The 21,946-nt window shown below is 61.8% G+C and carries 17 protein-coding genes and 1 pseudogene; 3 read left to right on the forward strand and 15 right to left on the reverse strand.

The genetic code is table 11. The annotated features are described in order from the left end of the window. Window positions 1–40 precede the first annotated feature (40 nt). From AB7535_RS16575 to yajC, 5 genes are read right to left on the reverse strand one after another with little or no spacing between them, the layout of a single operon-like run. Window positions 41–904, reverse strand: coding sequence for a phytoene/squalene synthase family protein (locus AB7535_RS16575; RefSeq protein ID WP_135213736.1), 864 nt, complete (start codon window positions 902–904; stop codon window positions 41–43). Then, a complete protein-coding gene (locus tag AB7535_RS16580) occupies window positions 901–1,284 on the reverse strand; it encodes an Mth938-like domain-containing protein (RefSeq protein ID WP_028152342.1) in 384 nt (127 codons plus the stop codon). The genes AB7535_RS16575 and AB7535_RS16580 overlap by 4 nt, the downstream gene beginning before the upstream one ends. A gap of 60 nt (window positions 1,285–1,344) precedes the next feature. After that, window positions 1,345–2,364 carry a protein translocase subunit SecF gene (gene secF, locus AB7535_RS16585; protein ID WP_028152341.1) on the reverse strand — a complete coding sequence of 340 codons (1,020 nt, stop codon included), beginning with the start codon at window positions 2,362–2,364 and terminating at the stop codon, window positions 1,345–1,347. Between the two features lie 11 nt (window positions 2,365–2,375). Further along, complete coding sequence (gene secD / locus AB7535_RS16590) at window positions 2,376–3,980, reverse strand: protein translocase subunit SecD (RefSeq protein ID WP_071913639.1); 1,605 nt, start codon at window positions 3,978–3,980, stop codon at window positions 2,376–2,378. Between the two features lie 46 nt (window positions 3,981–4,026). Then, window positions 4,027–4,401, reverse strand: coding sequence for a preprotein translocase subunit YajC (gene yajC, locus AB7535_RS16595; RefSeq protein WP_071913636.1), 375 nt, complete (start codon window positions 4,399–4,401; stop codon window positions 4,027–4,029). A gap of 181 nt (window positions 4,402–4,582) precedes the next feature. Here yajC and AB7535_RS16600 point away from each other — a divergent pair, with 181 nt between their 5' ends. After that, window positions 4,583–5,575, forward strand: a complete 993-nt coding sequence (locus tag AB7535_RS16600; RefSeq protein ID WP_135213737.1) for an ATP-binding protein — start codon at window positions 4,583–4,585, stop codon at window positions 5,573–5,575. A 282-nt stretch (window positions 5,576–5,857) separates the two neighbouring features. Here the strand turns inward: AB7535_RS16600 and AB7535_RS16605 are convergent, their stop codons facing one another. Next, window positions 5,858–6,976, reverse strand: a complete 1,119-nt coding sequence (locus AB7535_RS16605) for a SphA family protein (protein ID WP_244623043.1) — start codon at window positions 6,974–6,976, stop codon at window positions 5,858–5,860. An 844-nt stretch (window positions 6,977–7,820) separates the two neighbouring features. Between AB7535_RS16605 and AB7535_RS16610 the strand changes: the two genes are divergently transcribed. Beyond that, window positions 7,821–9,260: an outer membrane protein gene (locus AB7535_RS16610; RefSeq protein ID WP_244623044.1), complete on the forward strand. Its 1,440-nt coding sequence runs from the start codon at window positions 7,821–7,823 to the stop codon at window positions 9,258–9,260. 206 nt (window positions 9,261–9,466) lie between these two features. On the opposite strand, the gene AB7535_RS16615 is transcribed toward AB7535_RS16610, so the two are convergent. The 3 genes from AB7535_RS16615 to AB7535_RS16625 form a co-directional block, all read right to left on the reverse strand. Continuing rightward, window positions 9,467–10,120, reverse strand: a complete 654-nt coding sequence (locus tag AB7535_RS16615) for a MarC family protein (protein WP_135213738.1) — start codon at window positions 10,118–10,120, stop codon at window positions 9,467–9,469. Window positions 10,121–10,132: 12 nt separating this feature from the next. Next, a complete protein-coding gene (locus AB7535_RS16620; protein WP_071917433.1) occupies window positions 10,133–10,942 on the reverse strand; it encodes an MIP/aquaporin family protein in 810 nt (269 codons plus the stop codon). Window positions 10,943–11,057: 115 nt separating this feature from the next. After that, window positions 11,058–11,678 (reverse strand): ParB-like protein, encoded by a 621-nt coding sequence (locus AB7535_RS16625; RefSeq protein ID WP_135213739.1) that lies wholly within the window; start codon window positions 11,676–11,678, stop codon window positions 11,058–11,060. A gap of 376 nt (window positions 11,679–12,054) precedes the next feature. On the opposite strand from AB7535_RS16625, the pseudogene AB7535_RS16630 reads away from it, so the two are divergent. Then, window positions 12,055–12,291 (forward strand): annotated as a pseudogene (locus AB7535_RS16630) (hypothetical protein); the annotation flags it as partial. A 161-nt stretch (window positions 12,292–12,452) separates the two neighbouring features. Here AB7535_RS16630 and AB7535_RS16635 read toward each other — a convergent pair. The 6 genes from AB7535_RS16635 to AB7535_RS16660 form a co-directional block, all read right to left on the reverse strand. Continuing rightward, the gene (locus AB7535_RS16635; protein ID WP_244623060.1) at window positions 12,453–13,430 is read right to left on the reverse strand and encodes an HAD family hydrolase; all 978 of its coding nucleotides are present in this window, start codon (window positions 13,428–13,430) and stop codon (window positions 12,453–12,455) included. A gap of 136 nt (window positions 13,431–13,566) precedes the next feature. After that, window positions 13,567–15,210 (reverse strand): arylsulfatase, encoded by a 1,644-nt coding sequence (locus AB7535_RS16640; RefSeq protein WP_135213869.1) that lies wholly within the window; start codon window positions 15,208–15,210, stop codon window positions 13,567–13,569. Between the two features lie 230 nt (window positions 15,211–15,440). Then, window positions 15,441–17,087 (reverse strand): arylsulfatase, encoded by a 1,647-nt coding sequence (locus tag AB7535_RS16645; protein ID WP_167767926.1) that lies wholly within the window; start codon window positions 17,085–17,087, stop codon window positions 15,441–15,443. Window positions 17,088–17,326: 239 nt separating this feature from the next. Further along, window positions 17,327–18,997 (reverse strand): arylsulfatase, encoded by a 1,671-nt coding sequence (locus tag AB7535_RS16650; RefSeq protein WP_063986350.1) that lies wholly within the window; start codon window positions 18,995–18,997, stop codon window positions 17,327–17,329. Window positions 18,998–19,123: 126 nt separating this feature from the next. Further along, window positions 19,124–20,119 (reverse strand): formylglycine-generating enzyme family protein, encoded by a 996-nt coding sequence (locus AB7535_RS16655; RefSeq protein ID WP_439036683.1) that lies wholly within the window; start codon window positions 20,117–20,119, stop codon window positions 19,124–19,126. Window positions 20,120–20,502: 383 nt separating this feature from the next. After that, entirely contained in the window at window positions 20,503–21,885 is a 1,383-nt protein-coding gene (locus AB7535_RS16660; protein ID WP_135213743.1) for a LysM peptidoglycan-binding domain-containing M23 family metallopeptidase, read from the reverse strand. Window positions 21,886–21,946: the final 61 nt, after the last annotated feature.

Genomic DNA, 21,946 nt, shown 5'->3' on the forward strand with positions numbered 1-21,946 from the left:
AGCATAGAGCATTTGACCGTTTGAGGCGATAAACCGGCCGCTATTTGGTAAATTCCCGGGAACGTGAAGCCCGCCACAGCGTCCATAGCGTGCGCAGCCGCGACGGGGGCTGCGGCGCAAACGGATTGCGCCCGGGTTGCGACAGGCGCTTGAGGTCACCCCGCACCTGGCTCAGCAGCAGAAACGCTGGCCGTGCCGGCGCCGGCACCTCCGGCAACAACGACAAGGCCGTCGTCAAATGCTGCTCGGCTTCGCCCACGAGCTGGCCCAGCACCGCATGCAGATTTGGCGTCTCCTTGCCGGCGAACACGTCCTCCATCTGGCAGCCATGGGCCGCCAGCAGCTGCTGCGGCAGGAACAGTTGCCGGTGCGCCGAGTCGCGCGGCAGATTCGCAATCACCTGCGCGATGCCCTGGGCGAGCCCGGCATGCCTTGCGACATGCTCGGCCGCCTCCGAAGGCGGCGCCATGACCCGCGCCGCGAGGGCAAACAATGCCGAACAGGTCGCGTCCAGATAACCCTCCAGAGCCGCCATGGTCGGCATCGGATCGTTGTAGAGATCGAACTGATGCTCGTCGGCGAGCAGCGACAACGGCTCGACCGGCAGGTCGAAATCGCTGATCGCACGCAATAGCTCCGCCGCCACCGGGTTGCCCTCGGCGCTGCCGTGGACGTGGCCCGACAGCATGTCGGTCCACCATTGCAGGCGGATTTCGCCGGGCAAGGGCTGGCTCACCTGGTCGCGGACGCGGACGATCTCGACATTGAAGGCATAGAGCGCCAGCAGCGCCTGGCGCTCGGCGGCCGGCGCAAACAGCGTTGCGGCATAGCGCGGGAAGTCATGGCTGCGCACGAGGCCGGCGCAGAAGGCGACCGAATCGGCCGGAGGCGCAGCGCTGCTCATGGCACGGCGATCAGCGCCGCGGCGACGCGGCGCCGCTCGCCGATCATGATGTTGTAGGTGCGCACGGCGGGACCGGTCTGCATCGTATCCAGCACCACCCTCACCGCCTTCAGCGCCTGCCGCAGGTCCGGCGGCGGCAACCAGACGCCGGTTCCGGTACCGATCAGAAGCGTGTCGATGCTGTTGGCCGCCGTGAAGACGCGATCCAGCGAATAGCGGTCGATCTTCGTCGGGTCCGTCACGTCCCAGGCCCAGATCGCGTCGGGCAGGCAGAGCAGCGATCCCCGATGCGACATGCCGGCAAAGGCGAAGCCGCCCTTGCCATAGGCTTCGATCGGCGCCGAGCGGGGAAAATGCGGTGCGTTGGGATCGCCGGCCATGTGCTTCGTCCGAATGAGCTTACTGCCCTCGCAAACGCCTGCGAGGGCATGCGGTTCGGATCATGCCTTGTTTTTCTTCGCCGGCGTAGCCGTATCGGGCGCATCTTCGCGATGCTCGCCGACGCCGAGATAGATCAGGATCGGGGCCGCGATGAAGATCGAGGTATAGGTGCCGACCAGCACCACGCCGAACATCATCACCGCGGTGAAGCTGTGGATGGCATGGCCGCCGAACAGCAGCAAAGCCAACAGCGCCAGCGTCACGGTGAAGTGGGTGATGATCGAACGCGACAGGGTCGAATTGATCGACTCGTTGAGCAGCTGCGGCATCGGCATCTTCTTGTAGCGGCGCAGCATTTCGCGGATACGGTCGTAGATGACGACGGTGTCGTTGAGCGAGTAGCCCAGAATGGTCAGAAGGGCCGCGATGCTGGTCAGGTCGAAATCGACCTGGCTGATCGACATGAAGCCGATCGTCAGCACGATGTCGTGCACGTTGGCGATCATGGCGCCGAGCGCGAACTGCCATTCGAAGCGGAACCAGAGGTAGATCAGGATCGAGACGATCGCGAGCATCAGGCCGAGCATGCCATAGGCCAGCAGTTCGCCGGACACGCGCGGTCCCACCACCTCGACGCGGCGATATTCGACGGAATCGCCGAGCGCGCCGCGCACCTTCTGCACGGCTTCCTGCTGGGCAGCGTCGCCGCCCGGCTGCTCCGCGACGCGGATCAGGACGTTCTCGGGGCCGCCGAACTGCTGCAACTGGACTTCGCCGAGATGCAAGGCATCGAGCGTCGTCCGCATCGCGGCGATGTCGGCGGCGCCGGACTTGGCCTGCACTTCCAGCAGCGTGCCGCCGCGGAAGTCGATGCCGAAATTCAGGCCATGGGTGAAGAACAGCGTGATCGCGACGATCGACAGCGCCGCCGAGATCGGGAAGCTGATCCGGCGGAAGCGCGTGAAGTCGAAATGCGTATCGTCCGGGACGATGCGCAGCGACGGCAGCAGCCCGAGCGCTGCGACCACGGTGAGAACGGCAATGAGAATGCCAAGCCCGATGAGAACGTAGTGAGTCACGGTCTTAGCTCCTAGATCGGCACGCTCTGCGGCCGCTTCCACCGCACCCACCAGGCTACGATCAGCCGGGTCAGCGTGAAGGCGGTGAACACCGTGGTGATGATGCCGATGCCGAGCGTCACGGCAAAGCCGCGCACCGGGCCGGTGCCGATGTAGAACAGCACGGCGGCAGCAATGAAGGTGGTGATGTTGGAATCGAGGATGGTCGCAAGCGCCCGCTTGAAGCCGGCGTCGATCGCCGAAATCGCATTGCGGCCACCCCGCAACTCCTCACGGATGCGCTCGTAGATCAGCACGTTGGAGTCGACCGCGATGCCGACGGTGAGCACGATGCCGGCGATGCCGGGCAGCGTCAGCGTGGCGTTGAGCAGCGACAACAGGCCGAAGATCATGGCGACGTTGATGGCCACCGCGATGTTCGCGAACACGCCGAACAGCCGGTAGGTCAGCAGCATGAAGATGATGACCAGGATCGAGCCGACGTAAGCCGCAAGCTCGCCCTTCTCGATCGAGTCCTGGCCGAGGCCCGGACCGACGGTGCGCTCCTCGACCACCGTGAGCGGGGCCGGAAGCGCGCCGGCGCGCAAGAGAATCGCGAGATCGTTGGCCGATTGCACCGTGAAATTGCCGGAGATCTGGCCCTGGCCACCGGTGATGGGCTCGCGGATGACGGGCGCCGAGATCACCTTGTTGTCGAGCACGATCGCGAAGGGCAGCCCGACGTTTTCCTGCGTGGCCTGCGCGAATTTGCGCGCGCCCGAGGTGTTGAACTTGAAGCTGACGACCGGCTCACCCGTGCGCTGGTCGAAGCTCGCCTGGGCGTCGGTCAGGTCGCCACCGGCGACCAGCACCTGCTTCTTGACCACATAGGGCGTGGGCGGCGGCGAGGCGCTCATCAGCAGCTCGGATTCCGGCGGCAACCGTCCCTGCTGCGCCTGATCCGGCGGCACGGACGCATCGACCATGCGGAATTCCATCTTCGCGGTCTTGCCGAGCAATTCCTTCAGGCGGGTCGGATCCTGAAGACCTGGGACCTGCACCAGAATGCGGTCGTTGCCCTGGCGCTGGATGACCGGTTCGACGGTGCCGAGCTCGTTGACGCGGCGCTCGACGATCTGAATCGACTGCTCGATGGTCTTGCGCATGCGGTCGAGCATCGCAGCCTGCGGAATCGCCAGGCGGATCACGCCGCCGCCGGCATCGGTCACCTCAAGGTCGCGCTGACCGCTGGATCCCATCAGTCCGCCCAGTGGCTGGGACAGCTCGCGCAGCTTGGCGAGCGCCGGCTGCACGTCGGATTCCTTGGTGATGCGAACCTCGGCCGCGTCGTTGCGCACGGTCACGCCGCCGGTGAATCCGATCTTGGCATCGCGCAGGGTCCGGCGGACGTCGTCGCGGACCTGGTCCAGCCTCTCCTTCTTCACATAGCTCGAATCGACCTCGAGCAGCAGATAGGAGCCGCCCTGGAGATCGAGGCCGAGCACGAGCCGGCGCTGCGCCCAGGCGGGCCAGGTCTTGACCTGCGCTTCGGGGAAGAAGTTCGGCACCGCGCAGAGGCACACGATCAGCGCCGTCAGGATAATCCCGAGCGCCTTCCACCGCGTGAAATACAACATCGACTGGACCTGTCAGATCAGGAGATTGGGATGCTCGCGGAAGCGCTCACTTCGACGCGGCGTCGTCCTTGGCGGCTTCCTTGCTATCCTTGGATTCCTTCGCCGGCTCGCCCTTCGCGCGCACGCCCGAGATCATCTGGCGCATCTGCCGCACGCGCACGCCGTCGGAAATCTCGAACTCGATCTGGTCGTCGTCGACGACCTTGGTGACCTTGCCGACGAGGCCGCCCGAGGTCACGACGGTGTCGCCGCGGCGGATGTTCTTCACGAGGTCGGCATGGTCGCGCACCTTCTTCTGCTGCGGGCGCAGAATCAGGAAGTACATGATCACGAAGATCAGGGCGAACGGCAGCAGCGACATCAACATGCTGTTGGTGTCGCCGGCGCCCGCGGCCTGGGCATACGCAGGGGTAATGAACATTCGGACGATCCTCGTGGAAACGGGGGAAAACCGGTCAGGCCCTCAAAGGCGACCGGTTCGGTCAAATTCGCGCGGACTATAGCGGCCATTGCCCCAATTGCAACGCTGCCAGACCGTCGATTTGGCCATCTTGCGGCGCGCCCTCAGGCCCGATAAGGCTGCATTCTCAGGAACTTCGGACATGCCCAAAAAACCAAGCAAAAGCCCGGCCGGCAAAGGCCCCCGCACCCCTGCCAGGACGCCTGCCCGCGTCGCGGCAAAACGTCCCAAGGCAACCCCCAAGGCAGTCGATAAGGCAGCCCCGGACCTCTCCCAGGATCGTATCGTCCGCGCGCTGGAGACGATCGCGGCGCACCTCGCCGCCCAGGGCAAGCCGGCCGTCGAACGCGAATCGTTCGAGCGGGCGGACGCCTATGTCTGGCACCCGGACGGCCGCCTCGCTGCGGTGCCGCGGGTCAGCCGCGTCGAGCTGTTCCTGCTGAAAGGCGTCGACCGGATGCGCGACATCCTGATGGAGAACACCGAGCGTTTCGCCAACGGCCTGCCGGCCAACAATGCCCTGCTCTGGGGCGCGCGCGGCATGGGCAAGTCGTCGCTCGTGAAGGCGGCGCATGCCAGCATCAACGCGGAGCGCAAGGCCGCCGATAAGCTGAAGCTGATCGAGATCCATCGCGAGGACATCGAGAGCCTGCCCGCGCTGATGGAGCAGCTGCGCGCCTCGTCCTTCTACTTCATCGTGTTCTGCGACGACCTCTCCTTCGACGGCAATGATGCGTCCTACAAGTCGCTCAAGGCCGTGCTCGAAGGCGGCATCGAGGGCCGGCCCGAGAACGTCATCCTCTACGCCACTTCCAACCGCCGCCATCTGCTGGCGCGCGAGATGATCGAGAACGAGCGCTCGACCGCGATCAATCCTGGCGAAGCCGTCGAAGAAAAAGTCTCGCTGTCCGATCGCTTCGGCCTGTGGCTCGGCTTCCACCGCTGCAGCCAGGACGAATATCTCGCCATGGTGCGGGGCTATTGCAGCCATTTCGGCATTGAGGTCGACGACGAGGCGCTGGAGCGCGAGGCGCTGGAATGGTCGACCACGCGCGGCTCCCGCTCGGGCCGCGTTGCCTGGCAGTTCGTGCAGGAGCTTGCGGGGCGGCTCGGCGTGAAGCTGACGGTGAATTAGCGGTCGGATCGCCACCTGGCTAGGTGCCGCCCTTCCTCGAAGGCGAGGGTCAAGGGCGCGTGCCTTGCTTCGTCACCATGTGCCGGGTCGGCGTGACGGTACTTTCAGGCGCGGCGGGCGAGATCGCAAATGAATCGCGCGCGAAGGCGACGCCTGCTACGCGCCGGCACTACGGCATCGGTGGTGGTCACCGGAACGAGCTTCGACGGGGACCAGGTGCCACCGGTTGCCCGCGTGTTGCAAAGAATGATCAGCAAACTGACAGCCGCAGCTTGATTGCTGCTAGTATTTTCTGACGATGGGCTTTGTCGTCGGAGGTGCTCCGGGCGCGGGCGGCGAGATAGAGAAGGTGACCCAGGTATTCCAGCCCGATGGCCGGTTTTCCGCAGCGAACTCGCCGTAAGCTTTCAAATTGAGATAGCCCTGCATGTCGCCGACCGGAAACAGGAATCCAATCTGGGGGCCGATGCCGACCACTTGGGACTGGAAGCAGCCGACACGGTCACCTGAACCGCTGTCGCAGCCGAGTTCCTTGTAGACATAGCCCACGAGGCCAACCATGACCTGCTTCGACAGGAATTGCGATGCACCCCAGTCGAAGTGCATGTCGACGCCATTCTGATACTGCGTTGCAGTGTTCTTGAAATTGTAGGTGAAGCCGAGCACGCCGGAGAATTCGTGGCCGGTCTGCGGATTGAAATAGGTGTAGCCGCCGCCGACGTCGATCGCGCTGTGTCCGATGCCTATATTCGACAGGCGATCGGATTGGTAAGCGCCAACCGGGATGTCGCCCATGATATAGGTCATGTAGTTGTGGACCCCGGCGTTCCAGCGCAATTGAAATACCGGCGCGACATCCCCAAAGCCCCATGTGGTGTCGCTGATGGTGTCGGACCGCGCGAAGGGGACGTTGTTGCCGAGAGGGCCCGTGAGCACGCCTGACAAGGTGCCTGCCAGGCTGGTGCCGACGACGCCGTAGGCTGCTAACAGGGACACCGACGCCTGGCCGCCGAGAACCGGCGTCGCGAATACATAGGTTGGGATCACAAAGCCAAGATCGCCCGTGGCGTTGACGTTCAAATTCAGTTTTGCGTCGAGGGTAACATTGGCCGGAACCCTGTTGAGCGTGAACTCGCGCGCACGCGCGACGTCGGCGCCGGCGGAGACAGAGGTGTGATAGTAGATGTTTGCCAGCGACCAACCCGGCTGCTGCGGCGTGGCCGCCAGACTTCCAAAGAAACCGGGGACCCAGAAGCTGACGCCGCCTTCATCGGCCAACGCACAATGGGAAAAACCAACGATCGCGGACGTCAGGACGAATGCAGCAACGCCAAGTCTGCGTCGACGTGCTGATTTCGATCGCTCACTCTGCCCCGCCGCCAGTGCAATGCTCACTGTCATGTCGTGCCTCGTAAGATGTGTTACCTCCGAATACAATCCGGCGACAGCGTACCCCCGAGGCGATCGGGGCTCATCATGTAAAATTCAACGGGGATAGATCTATCGCAAGAAAGATCAATGCTGCGACCAAAGAGCCACATTCGGTAACCCAAGTCCGATCGGGCGCCACGGCAGACCTACTGCAACCCTCTCATAGCTGGAATTGTTGAGTATGCATTTTGTGCCACTGATTCTATTTTCGGACCCCAACAACGAGTGAGAAAAGCAAGCTCGCATCGCCGTTCGCCGGCGTCTCTTGCTGCAACGCGATGCCAACCGTTGTTAGGTCGCATAAGCCTCACGACTGCTTATTGGTAATCGAGTGTGACCAAGAGCAAAGTTGCCAGACGATGAACCTCAAACTCACGCTCGTCGGCGTCGTTCTAGCGTCAGTCTTCGCCGCACCTGTGGCCGCTGGCCTATTCGAGGATGCCGTCGATGCTCACGCCAGAGGCGATTACGCCAAGGCCCTGTACGGCCAAGGCATGGGGAAGCCGGCTACGCAGCAACCTCCCCGCTAGCCGAAACTTCTATTGCGGTGCGGATGACCACCATGGGCACAAATTCCAATGCTTCACTGCCAGATCGCCCAGCGCGTTCTCAAACAGGAGACGATCGCAAAGTCAGACAACAATGTTCACTTAAAGAACACGAAGCGGCACGAAGATCCTCAATTTCGTTGTTGCCGAAATGTCACCTGCATCGACATTGCAAGCTAGGCTTGATGCAGGTCAAACAAGTTGATTGGTCAGAGACCTTCTTGGTCATATGTTTGCGAGTTGTGGCCGACCTTGAGGAGGCGACGGTGCAGAAAGTTTTCCTCATTTGCATCGCGGCAGGATTGTTGAGCGGACCCGCTCTTGCGTCCGACCTGCCCGTCAAAGCTCCGATATACAAAGCACCAATCGTGGCACCATTGTATAATTGGGGAGGGTTTTATGTTGGTGCCAACTTCGGTGGAGGATGGTCCAACGGCAGCCTGAACATTCCCGGCAACAATCTGTATGGCGGCCTGACCGAATTCGTTGGAGGCGTGCAGGCGGGCTATAACTTCCAGGCCGGTCACTTTCTGTTTGGTGTCGAAGGTGAGTTCGATGGAGCCGGCTTCGGTCATCCGGTCCTTCCTGCTCCGACATTAGCCTTTGTAGACCAGCACTGGATCGGCACCGTGGCGGGCCGTGTCGGCCTCGTGAATGATCGATGGCTCGTATTCGGCAAGCTTGGCGGCGGCTGGGTCAACAGCAGCGCTACTTTGAACCTCCCCGGCGCCACTTGGAACGGGACCAGCACGAACACCGGCTGGTTGGCGGGCGCTGGCATCGAATACGGCTTCAAGTCGCATTGGACCGTCAAACTCGAATACGATTATCTTGGGCTATCGAACTGGCGTTCTCCCACCGTCCCCTCGGTCGCTTTGAACCGCGACCTACAAATGGTCAAAGCTGGCATCAATTATAAATTCGAAAGCGGCCTTCCTGCGGTGGCCGAGGCGCCGAAGCATTCCCACGAGCCTTCGGACGACGAAGATCTACAGAAGAAATCACAAAACCCGATCGCGGATTTGGTCAGCGTGCCGTTTCAGAGCAACACCAATTTCAATACCGGACCATTCAATCGCACCCAGGAAGTACTCAACATTCAACCCGTCGTGCCCATGCATTTAAACGAAGACTGGAACGTGATCTCACGTACCATCATTCCGTTGGTGAGCCAGCCAAGTCCGTTCTTCGACAGCAACACCAACGGGATTGGCGACATTACTCAATCGTTGTTTGTGTCCCCCGTGCACCCCGGACCGCTGATCTGGGGCGTGGGACCAGTCTTCACCGTTCCGTCCGCAAACGACCCCATCCTCGGGACCGGTAAATTCTTGTTCGGCCCAACGGCCGTGTTAGTGGTCACGCCGCCACATTGGGTGATCGGTGTATTGCTCAATAACCAGTGGTCGGTCGGCGGCAATCCGCTGCGACCGCCCGTCAACGCCTTCCTCGCCCAGCCCTTCGCCAACTACAACATGGCGCACGGCTGGTACCTGAACACGTCACCCATCATCACCGCGGATTGGCTCGCGGCGTCGGGGGAGCGGTGGACAGTGCCGGTTGGCGGCGGTATCGGTCGGGTTTTCAGAGTGGGTGATCAACCGATCAACGCATCGATTCAAGCCTATTACAACGTGATACGTCCGACTGGCGCTCCGGCCTGGTCACTGCGAACTACTGTCGCGTTGCTGTTCCCGGTTAATTGACACGGCAACCTGGCGCGCAACGAGACTTGTGTCTCGGTGTCCGAAGTGGATGATCGCGTCCTTTGTACTGTGGGCGGACAACTTCCCGACGCCGCGTAATACGGTCCACCTTGGACTCGGTTCGGTTCATAACACATCTCCGATTGGCAGAATACATCCGAGGTCAAGATCGCCCCGGAATTTGCGTGGCGCCACCAACAGCTAGTTCAACGCAGAATCGTCACACCATGCGTCTGCAATGCCTCGATGATACCGTCGAAGATCAGCGCAACGCCCATCGCAGAGACGAAGAAGCCAACTATTCGGGTGATAGCATCGATCCCCATTGCGCCGAGCCTGTCGAAAAGTTTCCCGGCATATGCCAGACACAGGTAGGTGACGACCATCGTCGCGAAAATAGCCACGACGATCGCTACGAAAGAGGCCAGTTCCGCTGATGATCGCTTAATCGTGGCAGTCATGCCGAGGATGGTGGCGATAGCGCCTGGTCCGCACATGAGCGGCATCGCAAGCGGCACGAAAGCTATGTTACCGCTCTGATCCGCGCCGCTGGCCGGAATCACGCCACCGGAAGCGGATGGTGAAAATAGTTCAAAGCCGATCTTCATCAGGATGATCCCGCCAACGATGCGGACCATGCTCAGCGGCACGCCGAACAAGCGTAGGATCAGCGTTCCGAAGATCAAGAAAAAGAGAGATAGAAGCAGCGCATAGAGGCAAGCTTTCCATGCCACCTTGCGATGTGTGGCGGCGTCCTTGCCTTCCAGCATCTTCAGATAGACCGGCAGGACCTCGAACGGATTTATTATCGCGAGCAAAGTCGCGAACGTACCCACGAACAGCGAGAGTTCATGACCCATTATGCCTGCGCCTCACCCTTTCTCCGGGTGCTCGACTTCGGTGAAAAGGCTCCCCTGTGCCGCACCTGAGCCTGCGCGGCCGCCGCCGGCACCGCGGAGCACCCACGCTGCACCCACTGCGAGAACTGCACCCACGAGTGGACCTGCGACATACACCCAATAGCTCGTGAAGTCGGTCGCGATTAGGTTCGGGCCGAACGTGCGCGCTGGGTTCATCGACGCTCCCGAGATAGGGCTCCCCCACAGCCCGGCAAGTGCAATGTACGCGCCGACGCCGATCGCGCCGATGATCCCGATGTTCTGAGCGCCTGATGCCGTGCCGAGAATGACACTGACGAGACCGAGGGTCAGCACGGCCTCCATCAAGAACGCATCGGACGCGGAGTATCCCGACGCGGGATAGTTCGACCCGTAGCTGGCCGACACGTTGATCACGGCGTGCAGGAACAGTGCCGCGAGCGTCGCCCCGATCAACTGCACGACGATATATCCCGGTACGCGACGCCATGGGAAGTCGCCACGCACCGAGAACGCGATACTGACCGCGGGATTGAGATGAGCGCCGGACACCTTGCCCATGAAGAGGATGATCGCCATCACCATCAGACCGGGTGCGACGACCGCAGCGGCACGGCTGATCGTGCCGGGAAAGGCCTGCCCCATCATGCCGCCACCGGCGGCCACGAGGACGAGGAAGAACGTTCCGAGCAGCTCCGAGAAGAGGCGGCGCCACTCTTGGTTCGGATCGTGGAAGTCGTTTAGCGACGCGACAAGCTCGTGATCCAGATGGCTCAGTGTTCTGTCGGCCTCTGTTTGCGCCATGAGCTGCTCTTTCCTCTAGTCGATGCCGCTGTCCGTTAGCCTCTCGCACCGGGCCAGCACGGCTCCTCGGGTCTTCGGCGCGCTTGCGGATTTTTCGAGCGGGATAGGCATGCCTTCAATCCTCCAAGACGGGACCACACCAGCCGGGCAGGTAGCTCGCCTCCTCGGTTTTGGACAATTCCAGGGCTTGCTCGAGAGCGGCCTCGAAGTGGGTCTCTACGGTTTTGCGCTTGACCCGGCGACGCAAAAAATCCGCCCACAAGAACTCGCTGAACGGCGTCGTGTCCTTGGCGTACCCGCCGGCGCGCCGCAGTTCGCCCGCCAACGAGCGGAACGGATCGTCAATAAGCCCGGCCACGGTCTTCGGCAAATCCTTGTAAGGGCGCAGACGGCCCTCGTCGTCGTACGAATGCATCCAGCTTTGATTGTCCAAGACGAACCAGAACGAATCGGGCTCCAGCGTCCTGAGGTTTTTCACCACGGTAACCAATACCTCTTCGACCCCTTCTTCATGGAGCGCACGCGCCAGGTGGTGATGATCGATGACGTAGTGGCGGTCCTTTGGGCCAAGCACGACGGGGATCATGTGCTTACCCAGGAACTCGGCTCCTTTCTCTTTGCTCTCGTCGCGCCAGCGCTTGCGCTTCTCCTTGACCTCCCGAATGCCGACCGTCATCTGGGTCGGGCGCAGGTCTGCGATCGCAACGGGCTTGAGAATGGGTTCACGGTCCGACATCGTGCAGACTTCTTTGATCACTAGTCCGGAAATGTTCGCTTTTAGAAGACGTCGTCGCCTCGTCAGCAACCGACCGCGAGGCCAGCCGCGTCCGGTCGGTCCCGATCACCGGACATTCTCAGCGCCCGTCGGCAAAGCCCGCCTTTATAACAACGACCCTTCGTTGTGCTCACGGTGGACTATTCCATTGATCTGGATCAACGGTCGGCCAAGACTCTTGGCGCACGCCCGTACCGGGGCTACACGGACATGATGGCGCTTCGTGATTGTGGTCGATGACGATGCGGCCATCCTGAAGCGTATGGCGCATGCTGTTCGCAGGTTTAGCTTCGAATAGTCAATTCGAGGGAGTCTGACCATGAACATCACTCCCACCATGCGCGCATTGGTATGGTCGACCTCCGTTCTGGCTCTCACAATTGGCCCGACCTTCGCCCAGCAGATCTCGGGAACGCCGGGCTCACTCAGCGCCACGACGACGATAGACGGCAAATATCTCCCAAACCCGCCCGCGCCGTTCGGCGGAACGATCAATATGGATGCCAAGGGTTCCAAACCCTATTGGCCACCGACCGTGGTGCCGCCCAAGGCGGCGCCCAACGTCCTGCTGATGTCCTTCTTGCGTTAACAGCGGACGTCCGCGCCTCGAACGCGGTGCCGCAGGCGACAAAGATGGTCGGTGTACAAGTCCGGAATGCGTTGGGTGCCTCTTGCCGGTAACCATGTCCACTGGCTATTGCCGTCCAGATGGCACTTATGGGTCCTTAGAGGATGTCAGTCGAAGGCAAAGATGCGCTTCCAGTCCTTCTTCATGTCGACGACCGCCCACTTGTTGACGGCCGCGGCGTCGAGCGCGACGTCGAGTTTCCCGAAATGCGAGTCGCGGTCATAGGCATATTCGCGTTCCGCATCGGTATGGTGGACGATCAGGCCGAACCGCGCGCCACTGGCGCCGAGCGTCGTCCATTGCAGCATTTCGAGATCGCCGTCGGAGTTGCCGAAGGCGGCGATCGGACGCCGGCCAATGTGCTCGTTGATGCCGATCGGCTTGCCCGCCTTGTCGTCGATGAAATTGATGTCGGGCAGCCGGAAGAGCGTTGGCGCACCGTCCTTGATCTCAAATCGGGTTTTGATCGACGATCCGACCACCTGCTCCGGAGGTATTCCGTAAATCCGCTCGGTCCAGGGCCGCATGAATTCGATGCCGCCGCCCGACGCGATGAAGGTCTTGAAGCCGCTGGCCCGGAGATAGGCGAGCAGTTCGAGCATCGGCTGGTAGACCAGTTCAGTATGCGGCCGCTTGAAGCGGGGATCGCGCGCGGTCGCCAACCAATCCGTGACAATCTTCTCGAACTCCGCCGTGGTCATGCCGGCATGTGTCACGGCGATGATTTCGACCAATCCTTTTTCGCCTGAAGCCGCAAGCGCCTTCAGGTCGCCGTCCAGCACCGCCGCGAACGGCTGCTTGGTCTTCCATTCCGGATGCATTGGCGCCATGGCCTTCACGCGGTCGAGGGCGAAGGCCAGTTGCACGTACATCGGCTGCTCGACCCATAGTGTGCCGTCATTGTCGAAGGTCGCGATGCGCTGGTCGACCGGGACGAAATAAGGCCCATTCTGCGTCGTGACGCGCGCAACAAAGTCGAGGATCGAGGCCTTGGTCGCGCCGTCGTTCCATGATGGCAGTGGATCGCTCTGCGCTTGTGCCATTGCGGATTTGGAACGGAGTGAAACGGACAGTACCGGAAGCATCGCCAGGGACGAGAGAAGGACGCGACGATCGATAGCAGGTAAACGGATGATCGGCTTCATGGTCGACGCCTTTCCATTGCCCAGCGGGCGCACGGAAATTCGGTGCGCCCGCCATGAAACCAGTCGATGCCAGGCGCTACTTGCCCACCGCCGCCCGGGCCGCCTCGATTTTCGCCTTCACGGCATCGAGGTTGAAACTCGCGCCCTTTTGCATCGGCGGAAACTCGATCGCCGTCATCGCCAGCTTTTCCACCTGCTGCTGAACAAATACAAAGCGCCAGAATTCGTATTTGAACCAGTCGAAGTATTGCTGCGCGCCTTCTTTACTCCCGTTATCGGGCCAGCCCGTGCGCTCGAATGGATCGAGGCGAAGATTGGTCAAATAGGGCACGTCAACCTTGGTTTTTTCGCCGAGCCAGCCTTTTGGCTGGTCGATGAAGCGATACTTGAAGTCGTCGATGCGCACGGCACCGAGTTCGCTCTCTCCGAAGTAAAAGATTTCGTGCCGGTTCGACGGCCCCTTGCCGGTAATCATGTCCATCTGGTTATAGCCGTCCAGATAGCACTTATAGGTCGTGTCACCGATCTGTTTGCCCTTCTGCAGCTCCTCTGCAATGTTCGGGTTGCCGGCGGCCGCTAGCAAGGTCGGAAACCAGTCCAGACCGGAAATGATGCCGTTCTCGACCTTGCCGGCCGGCACCTTGCCCGGCCAACGGATCATGCAGGGCACACGGAAGCCACCTTCCATGACGGTGCCTTTGCTCTGCGCGAAAGGCGTCTGCCCGCCATCAGGCCAGGTGAAGACCTCGGTGCCGTTGTCGGTGGTGAAGACCACGATGGTGTTGTCGTCCACGCCCATATCCTTGAGCTTCTGCATCACCATGCCGACGTCGTCATCGAGCTGCGCCATGCCGGCTTCATGTATCGACCAGCCGTTCCTGGAGTTGCGCGTTGCCTCGTACTTTGGTGAAAGATGCGTGACGATGTGCATCCGGGTCGGGTTGAGCCATAGAAAGAACGGCTTGTTGTCGGCCTTGGCCTTCTCGATGAACTTCAGCGCAAGATCGCGAATTTCGTCATCTACGGTTTCCATCCTCTTTGGATAAAGCGTTCCGGCATCCTCGATCCGCTGTTTGCCGACCTTGCCCCAGCGTGGATCCACGGTGGGGTCGTCCACGGCGGTCGCGTATGTATGGAGCATATTGCGCGGACCGACGACGTTCAGCAGGTCCTGCGGGTAATTCGGGTGCGCGGGGTCCTCCATGGCGTCGAGGTGATAGAGGTAACCGAAGAACTCGTCGAAGCCATGCACCGTCGGCAAGAATTCATTCTTGTCGCCAAGGTGATTCTTGCCAAACTGGCCGGTGGCGTAACCCATTCCTTTCAACGCCGTGGCGATGGTCACGGCCTGCGCGGGTATGCCGATGGCAGCGCCGGCCTGGCCGACCGTGGTCATGCCGGTGCGGATTGGCAATTCACCGGTGATGAAGTTGGCGCGACCTGCCGTGCAGCTCGCCTCGGCATAGTAATCGGTGAACAGCATGCCTTCGGCGGCGAGCTTGTCGAGATTGGGCGTCCGGCCGGCCATCAGGCCGCGGTGATAAGCGCCGATATTCCACATGCCGATGTCGTCACCCATGATGAAGACGATGTTCGGCCGCTGCCCGGCTGGCGCGGGTGCCGGCTGCTGCGCCTGTGCCGCGGTTGTCAGCCCGACAGCCGAGAGCGCCGAAGCGGCGACAAGAGAACTCCCGCTCAGCAAAAGATCGCGGCGTTTCATTCCGCCGCCCGATTGTGGAGTAGCGTCGTGGGAATCTCCAGGTGGAAGCTTATTGCTCATGACGTACTCCTCCCGTTGTTACGCAATTGGCTCTGTTCGCTTGACGCATCGGAAGCCGGCGTGGCTTGTGGAGGTGGTGACCGGCCCGACGCGGCCTCTTGGATCACTTGCTCGCTATTCCGTTGGCGGGCGCTCCGACGCGGAGCGCCCGCTCACCTCATATTTATCTGCTACTTGCCAGCCTGCGACTGCATGGCCTTTTCGATCTGCTCCTTGACCGCTTCCAGATTGAAGCTCGCCCCCTTCTGCATCGGCGGGAACTCGATCGCCGTCTGGGCGAGCTTGCCGACCTCCTGCTGCACGAACTGGAACCGCCAGAACTCGTAAACAAACCAGTTATAGAATGCCAACGACCCCTGCGCGCCGTTGGGCATGTTCGTGCGTTCGAAGGGATCAAGGCGGATATTGGTGAGGATCGGCCAATCAACCTTGACCGTGGCGCCCAACCAGCCGCTTGGCTGATCGGTGAAGCGATACTTGAAGTCGTCGATACGCACCGCGCTCAGTGTGCCCTCGGTGAAATAGAAGACCGAGTGGCGGGCAGACGGGCCCTTTCCGGTAATCAGGTCCATCTGGTTGTATCCGTCGAGGTAGACCTTGTAGGTCTTGCCGGCGAGTTGCTTTCCTTTCCTCAACTCGTCGGCAATATTCGGATTGCCCGCTGCGGCGACGAAGGTCGGGAACCAGTCGAGTCCGGAGATAATGCCGTTCTCGACCTTTCCCGCCGGCACCTTGCCCGGCCAGCGGATCATGCAGGGCACGCGGAAACCGCCTTCCATGGCCGTTCCCTTGCCGCCTGCAAATGGCGTCTGTCCGCCATCAGGCCAGGTGAAGTTCTCCGCGCCATTGTCGGTTGTGAACGCGACGATCGTGTTGTCGTCGAAGCCCTCGTCCTTGAGCTTCTTCATGACGGCGCCGACGATATCGTCCAGTTGGGCGAATCCGCCCTCGGAAACCGACCAGCCGTTTTCGGAGTTGCGCATGTTCTCGTATTTTTCCGAAAGGTGCGTGACGACGTGCATGCGCGTCGGGTTGAGCCAGACGAAGAACGGCTTGTTGTCCCGCTTGGCCTTGTCGATGAAGTCGAACGTGATCTTCAGGATTTCGTCATCCACCGTCTCCATCCGCTTTGGATAAAGCGGTCCGGAGTCCTCGATCTTTTGCTTGCCGATCTTGCCCCAGCGCGTCTGCACCGTCGGATCGTCGACGTCGGTCGCCCAGGAATGAACCATGTTGCGCGGACCGACGGTGGCCAGTAGCGCTTGCGGGTAGTTGCGGTGGGCCGGGTCTTCCATCGCGTCGAGGTGGTACAGATAGCCGAAGAACTCGTCGAAGCCGTGCATGGTCGGCAGGAATTCGTTGAGGTCGCCGAGGTGGTTCTTGCCGAACTGCCCCGTGGCGTAGCCCATGGATTTTAGTGCGGTCGCGATCGTCGGTGCCTGCGCCGGCATTCCGATCGGGGAGCCAGCCTGGCCGACCGTGGTTAGCCCGGTGCGGATCGGCAATTCTCCTGTGATGAAATTGGCACGGCCCGCCGTGCAACTCGCCTCGGCGTAATAGTCGGTGAAGCGCATGCCCTCCGCGGCGAGCTTGTCGAGGTTTGGTGTCCGGCTCGCCATGATGCCCTGATGATAGGCACCGATATTGAACCAGCCGATGTCGTCACCCATGATAAAAACGATGTTCGGCCGTTGTCCCCCCGTTGCGGGCGCTGGAGCCGGCTGCTGCGCTTGTGCCGGCGTTGTCAGTCCGACGGCCGAGAGCGCCGAAGCGGCCACAAGCGAACTGCCGCTCAGCAGCAGATCGCGGCGTTTCATTCCGCCGCCCGATTGCGGCGCAACGTCGTGGGATTCTTCTGGCGGAAGCTTGCTACTCATGACGTGCTCCTCCCGTTGTTATGCAATTGGCGCTGTTCGCTGATGCACCGGAAGCCGACGACGCTTGTGGAGGTGTCTACTGGCCCGGCGCGGCCTGCTTGATCACTTGCTTGCCATTCCGTTGGCGGGCGCCCCGCCCTGGGGCGCCCGCTTCGTCGGATCACGCTCGTGGCGCGCAGCTAGTCGCTGCGACCGGCAGTCTTGGCCTGCTTGATCTGTTGCATCACCTGATCGAGATTGTAGCTCGCCGGGTCCTGCAGCGGCGGGTACGCAATATAGCTCTCGAGTTCCTTCAGCCAGAGCGCCTGGCCGATGGGCAGCATGTTCCAATCGTAGATGTAGGCTGTCGAAGGGGAGCCGATTGTGCCGCCCTGGCCCATGAGCGTCTTGTATTGTGAACCGATCGAAGTCTCGAACGGGTCTCGCTTGATGTTGACGACCTGGGCCCAGTGATAGGGAAGCGCTCCGGCAATAAAGCCCGCCGGGTTGTCGGACACCATCGTGAAGTAGATCTTCCAGTTCTTGTAGCGCACCGCCGACGGATCCTTGCCCGAATAGTAGAAGAAGGTATCGCGCGCCGACGTTTCCGAACGCCCGGAGAGGTATTCGGCCTGATCGACGCCATCGAGCGTCGTCTTCACGATGCCGGGATATTGGCCGGCCTCGATGCGCTTCTTCAGCGCGTCTCCCTTTGCACCACCGGCGATGTTGACAAATGTGGGCAGCCAGTCGAGTGACGCGAATATGTCGTTCTTGATGGTGCCGGGCTTGATGACCCCCGGCCAGCGAACGAGCGCCGGAGCGCGCATGCCGCCTTCCCAGGTGCTCAGCTTGCCGCCCTTAAACGGAGTGGTGCCGCCGTCCGGAAAGGTGATGGTCTCGGCGCCGTTGTCTGTCGTGAACACGATGATCGTGTTGTCGAGCTGGCCCATGTCCTGGAGCTTCTTGAGCACATAGCCGATGTTGTCGTCCATCTGCTTCATGCCGGCCTCGTTGAGGCCCCAATCCTTGCCGCCGGGCTCGCCGACCATGGCCGCGTACTTGTCATTCAGCACGGTTGTGATGTGCATGCGCGCAGGGTTGTACCAGACGAAGAAAGGCTTGCCCGTCGTCTTCGGATCGTTGCGATCGATGAAGTCGATGACCTTGGCCGAGATTTCCTCGTCGACACCCTTCGATCGCTCGAGTGTCAGCGGGCCCTGGTCGATGCACTGCTGAGTCCTGGACGTACCATCGGACTTGCACGACAGGACGTTGCGCGGAGGCGTCAGGCAAACCGACGTTTTCGGATCGACCGCGCCCGGTACCTCCGGGATGCCGGGGATCGGCGTATTCTTGCATGGCGGGGCAACAGTCTGCTGGGTGGGGGACTTGTTGATGTCCGGGAAGCTCACGCCCTGCATCGCATCGAGGTGATACAGGTAGCCCCAGAATTCCTGGAAGCCGTGCGCGGTCGGCAGTGCGTCGGTGTGATCGCCGAGATGGTTCTTGCCGAATTCGCCGGTGTTGTAGCCGAGATCGAGCAGGAACTTGGCGAGCGCCGGGGTGCCGGGCCGCAGATAGGACGGGCTGCCTGGAAGTTGCGGAGGAATCATGCCGGTGCGCAGCGGATGCATGCCGGTGAAGAAGGCGTTGCGACCGGCGGTGCAGCTCTGCTCGGCATAGTAATGCGTGAAGATCGCGCCTTCGTTGCCGATGCGATCGATGTTGGGCGTCTCGCCGACCATCAGGCCGCGATGGTAGATGCTCGGCTGGTACAGGCCGATGTCGTCACCCATGATGAAGAGGATATTGGGTTTCTGTGCCGGCTGTGCGGTCGCCGGCGTGCTGGCTGCCCCGGACAGCGACATCAATATCGTCGCGCCAAGCAGCGAGGCGCAGGACCTCTTGTGGCAACTGGACGTCTTGAACGGTGGAATTGCGGCAAAGGGTGGCTTGTCATTGAATATGCAATTCAACATGGCCTCGCTCTCCCATTATGATGCGATAGAGACACCTCGCCTGATGCACCGAAATCCAAGGTGACTCGTGGATGTGTCGATCGGCTCCGCATGCCGCGCAGCCGGCCGGTAGCGTCGGCAGTAGTTCGGCGCGCACAAATGCGAGCCGCCTTTGATGACCTTGCGTGGAATCTTGACGTTGGTCGTTCTGGGGTCGTAGCTGTCGGCCTCGCGGCCGCCGCGCGGGTTCTCTGGAATGCAGCAGGCTTTTGCAGCGTCGGCCTCATGCCGAGGCGAGTACCAGTCGGACGTCCATTCCCAGACGTTGCCGATCAGATCGTGCAGCCCGTAACCGTTCGGCGGAAATGCGGTGACCGGCGATGTCCGTTCGTATCCGTCGTCCCTGGTGTTCTGGCGTGGAAATTCGCCCTGCCAGGTGTTGGCCATGTGACGGCCCCCGGGCGCAAATTCATCTCCCCATGCGAACTCGGCGCCGTCCAGTCCGCCGCGCGCCGCGAACTCCCATTCCGCTTCGGTTGGCAAATCCTTGCCGGCCCATTTTGCGTAGGCGATCGCATCGCTGAAGGCCACATGCACGACGGGATGATCGTCCAGCCCACGGATGTCGCTGCCCGGCCCGTAGGGATGCCGCCAGTTCGCGCCTTTGGCGAAGGTCCACCACTGGCTGAAGTCCCGGAGACTGACCGGATGCGCGGGCGGAGAGAACATCAGCGAGCCCGCATAGACCATGTGCGGGAGTATTCCCGGATAGTCCTTTGGATCGGGCGCGATCTCGGCAACGGTGACGTGGCCGGTAGCCTTGGCGAACGCCTTGAATTGCCGGTTGGTCACTGGATGGCAATCCATCCAGAACGCATCCACGGTGACACGGTGGACCGGCGCTTCTTCCGGATAGTGCCGATCCGAACCCATGCGAAACGTGCCACCCGGCACGAACAGCATCCCCTCACCTGTTGGATGCTGGTACGATTGTCCGGAATCAGGCGGCGATTTCGTATCAGCCAGCTTCATGCCGAACTCCGGACCCGTGCGTCATTGGCCTGCGCTGCTACGGAAACGGAACGACAGACTTCCAGGTTGATCTAAATCAAAGGGTCCTGGTCACAACGTTGACGGTCCGGCTGCCAAGTCCGCTGCGCCATCGAAACTGAAGCAGCTTCAGGACATTAGGACATTTCACCGGCAGCCGTCGGCTACTTTGCATGGGGTTGTTTTTCGAAAATTGATTGTCCGGCCACAAAAGCCTCAGTACGCCACGGTTCGAGGCAGCTTCTCGGCTTGGCGACCGCCGCCTCTGGAATACTGGACCGCCCGCACCAGTGCGCAATGTGCACAAGGCGGGCGATGACAGCATACTCGTGGTGATTGCGTGCCCTACTCTGCGGGCCCGCGCCTCACGCCCCGTTCAGGAATTGAAGCGGGTCAACCGGGCTCGATCCCTTACGGATCTCGAAGTGGAGCTGCGGCGACGCCACCTCCCCGGATTGACCCGACTTGGCAATGACCTGACCGCGCTTGATGGTATCGCCGCGCTTCACCATCAGCTCACTCGCATGGGCATATGCGGTGACGTAGCCGTTGGAGTGCCGAACCAGGACCAGATTGCCGTAACCTTTGAGCTCGTTGCCTGAATAGGCGACGACGCCGTCTTCTGCCGCCTTGACCGGCGTACCCTCGGGCACCGCGAGATTGATGCCGTCATTGGACTTGCCATTGGTCTTGGCGCCGTAGCTCGTGACCACCTTGCCGCGCACCGGCCAGCGGAAGGTCGGCAGCGCGCTCGTGGTCTCCGCAGCTTTCGCCGGAGCCTCCGCGGCCTTCTCTTCGACATTGGCCGTGGCCTGGGCCAGACGCGCGCTTTGCACGGGTGCGGCGACAGCGGCCATCTTGGTGGCGGGCGCGGGAGCAACTGCAACGGGCTGCAGCGTGCCCGCGACAGGAGCCGCAGCAACCGGCGCCGCGACGGCGGCGGTCTTGGCACCCGGCACGGTCAGCCTGGTGCCGAGCTTGAGCTTGGCCGACGGAGCAAGACCGTTGGCGCGGGCGAGTTCGACAGGCGAGATATGGTTCTTGCGGGCGATGCTGGCGAGCGTGTCGCCGTGGTTGACGAAGTGCGTGCTCGGCGGCGCGGCGACAGCTGCAACCGGCTTCGCAGCAGGCGCCATCGCGGGAGCCGCCGCGACAGGAGCCATCGCCGGTGCGGGCGCAGCCGCTGTGGCCGGATGCGGGATGATCAATTGCTGGCCGGGCGAGAGCGCGCGCGGGCCCTTGTAGCCGTTGGCGGCGAGGATCGCCTGCGGCGTGACGCGATAGCGCTTGGCGAGCACGTCGAGAGTGTCGCTGGTACCGACGATGATTTTGGTCCCGCCGGCCGGCTGGGCGGCCGCGACCGAGCGCGGCGGCACGGTGGCCGTGGTCTCCAGATGCGGCTGCGCCGGGGGCGCGTAGGAGCTGACGCCGCGACCGCCTCCGGACACGCCGCCACCCGCCGCAACCGGATAGGATTGCGGCGCGGAGACCGCCGGCGGCGGCAAGGGCTGCGACTGATAATAACCGGGCTGCGTCTGCGGCCGCGAATATTGCGGCAGCTCACGCTGCGGCGGCGGTGCCTGCTGCACCGAGCCGGTCTGCTCAGACGCGAAAGGATTGGAGAAATTCGACTGGGACAGCCGCGACTGCATGTCGGCGCTGCACCCTGCGAAGCTGAACGAGATCAGCGCCAAGACCGCAACCTGCGGCACGCGGCGCGAGTAAAGCAACTCGGCGACTACAGACATGGTTACTCACTCGTACGCAACAGAACTGGTCTTTTAAGTAAACACGTCGCGAGTAAATAAC

Origin of the sequence: Bradyrhizobium sp. 956_D2_N1_4 (genome assembly GCF_052076025.1) — a bacterium.
Taxonomy (GTDB): Bacteria; Pseudomonadota; Alphaproteobacteria; order Rhizobiales; family Xanthobacteraceae; genus Bradyrhizobium; species Bradyrhizobium barranii.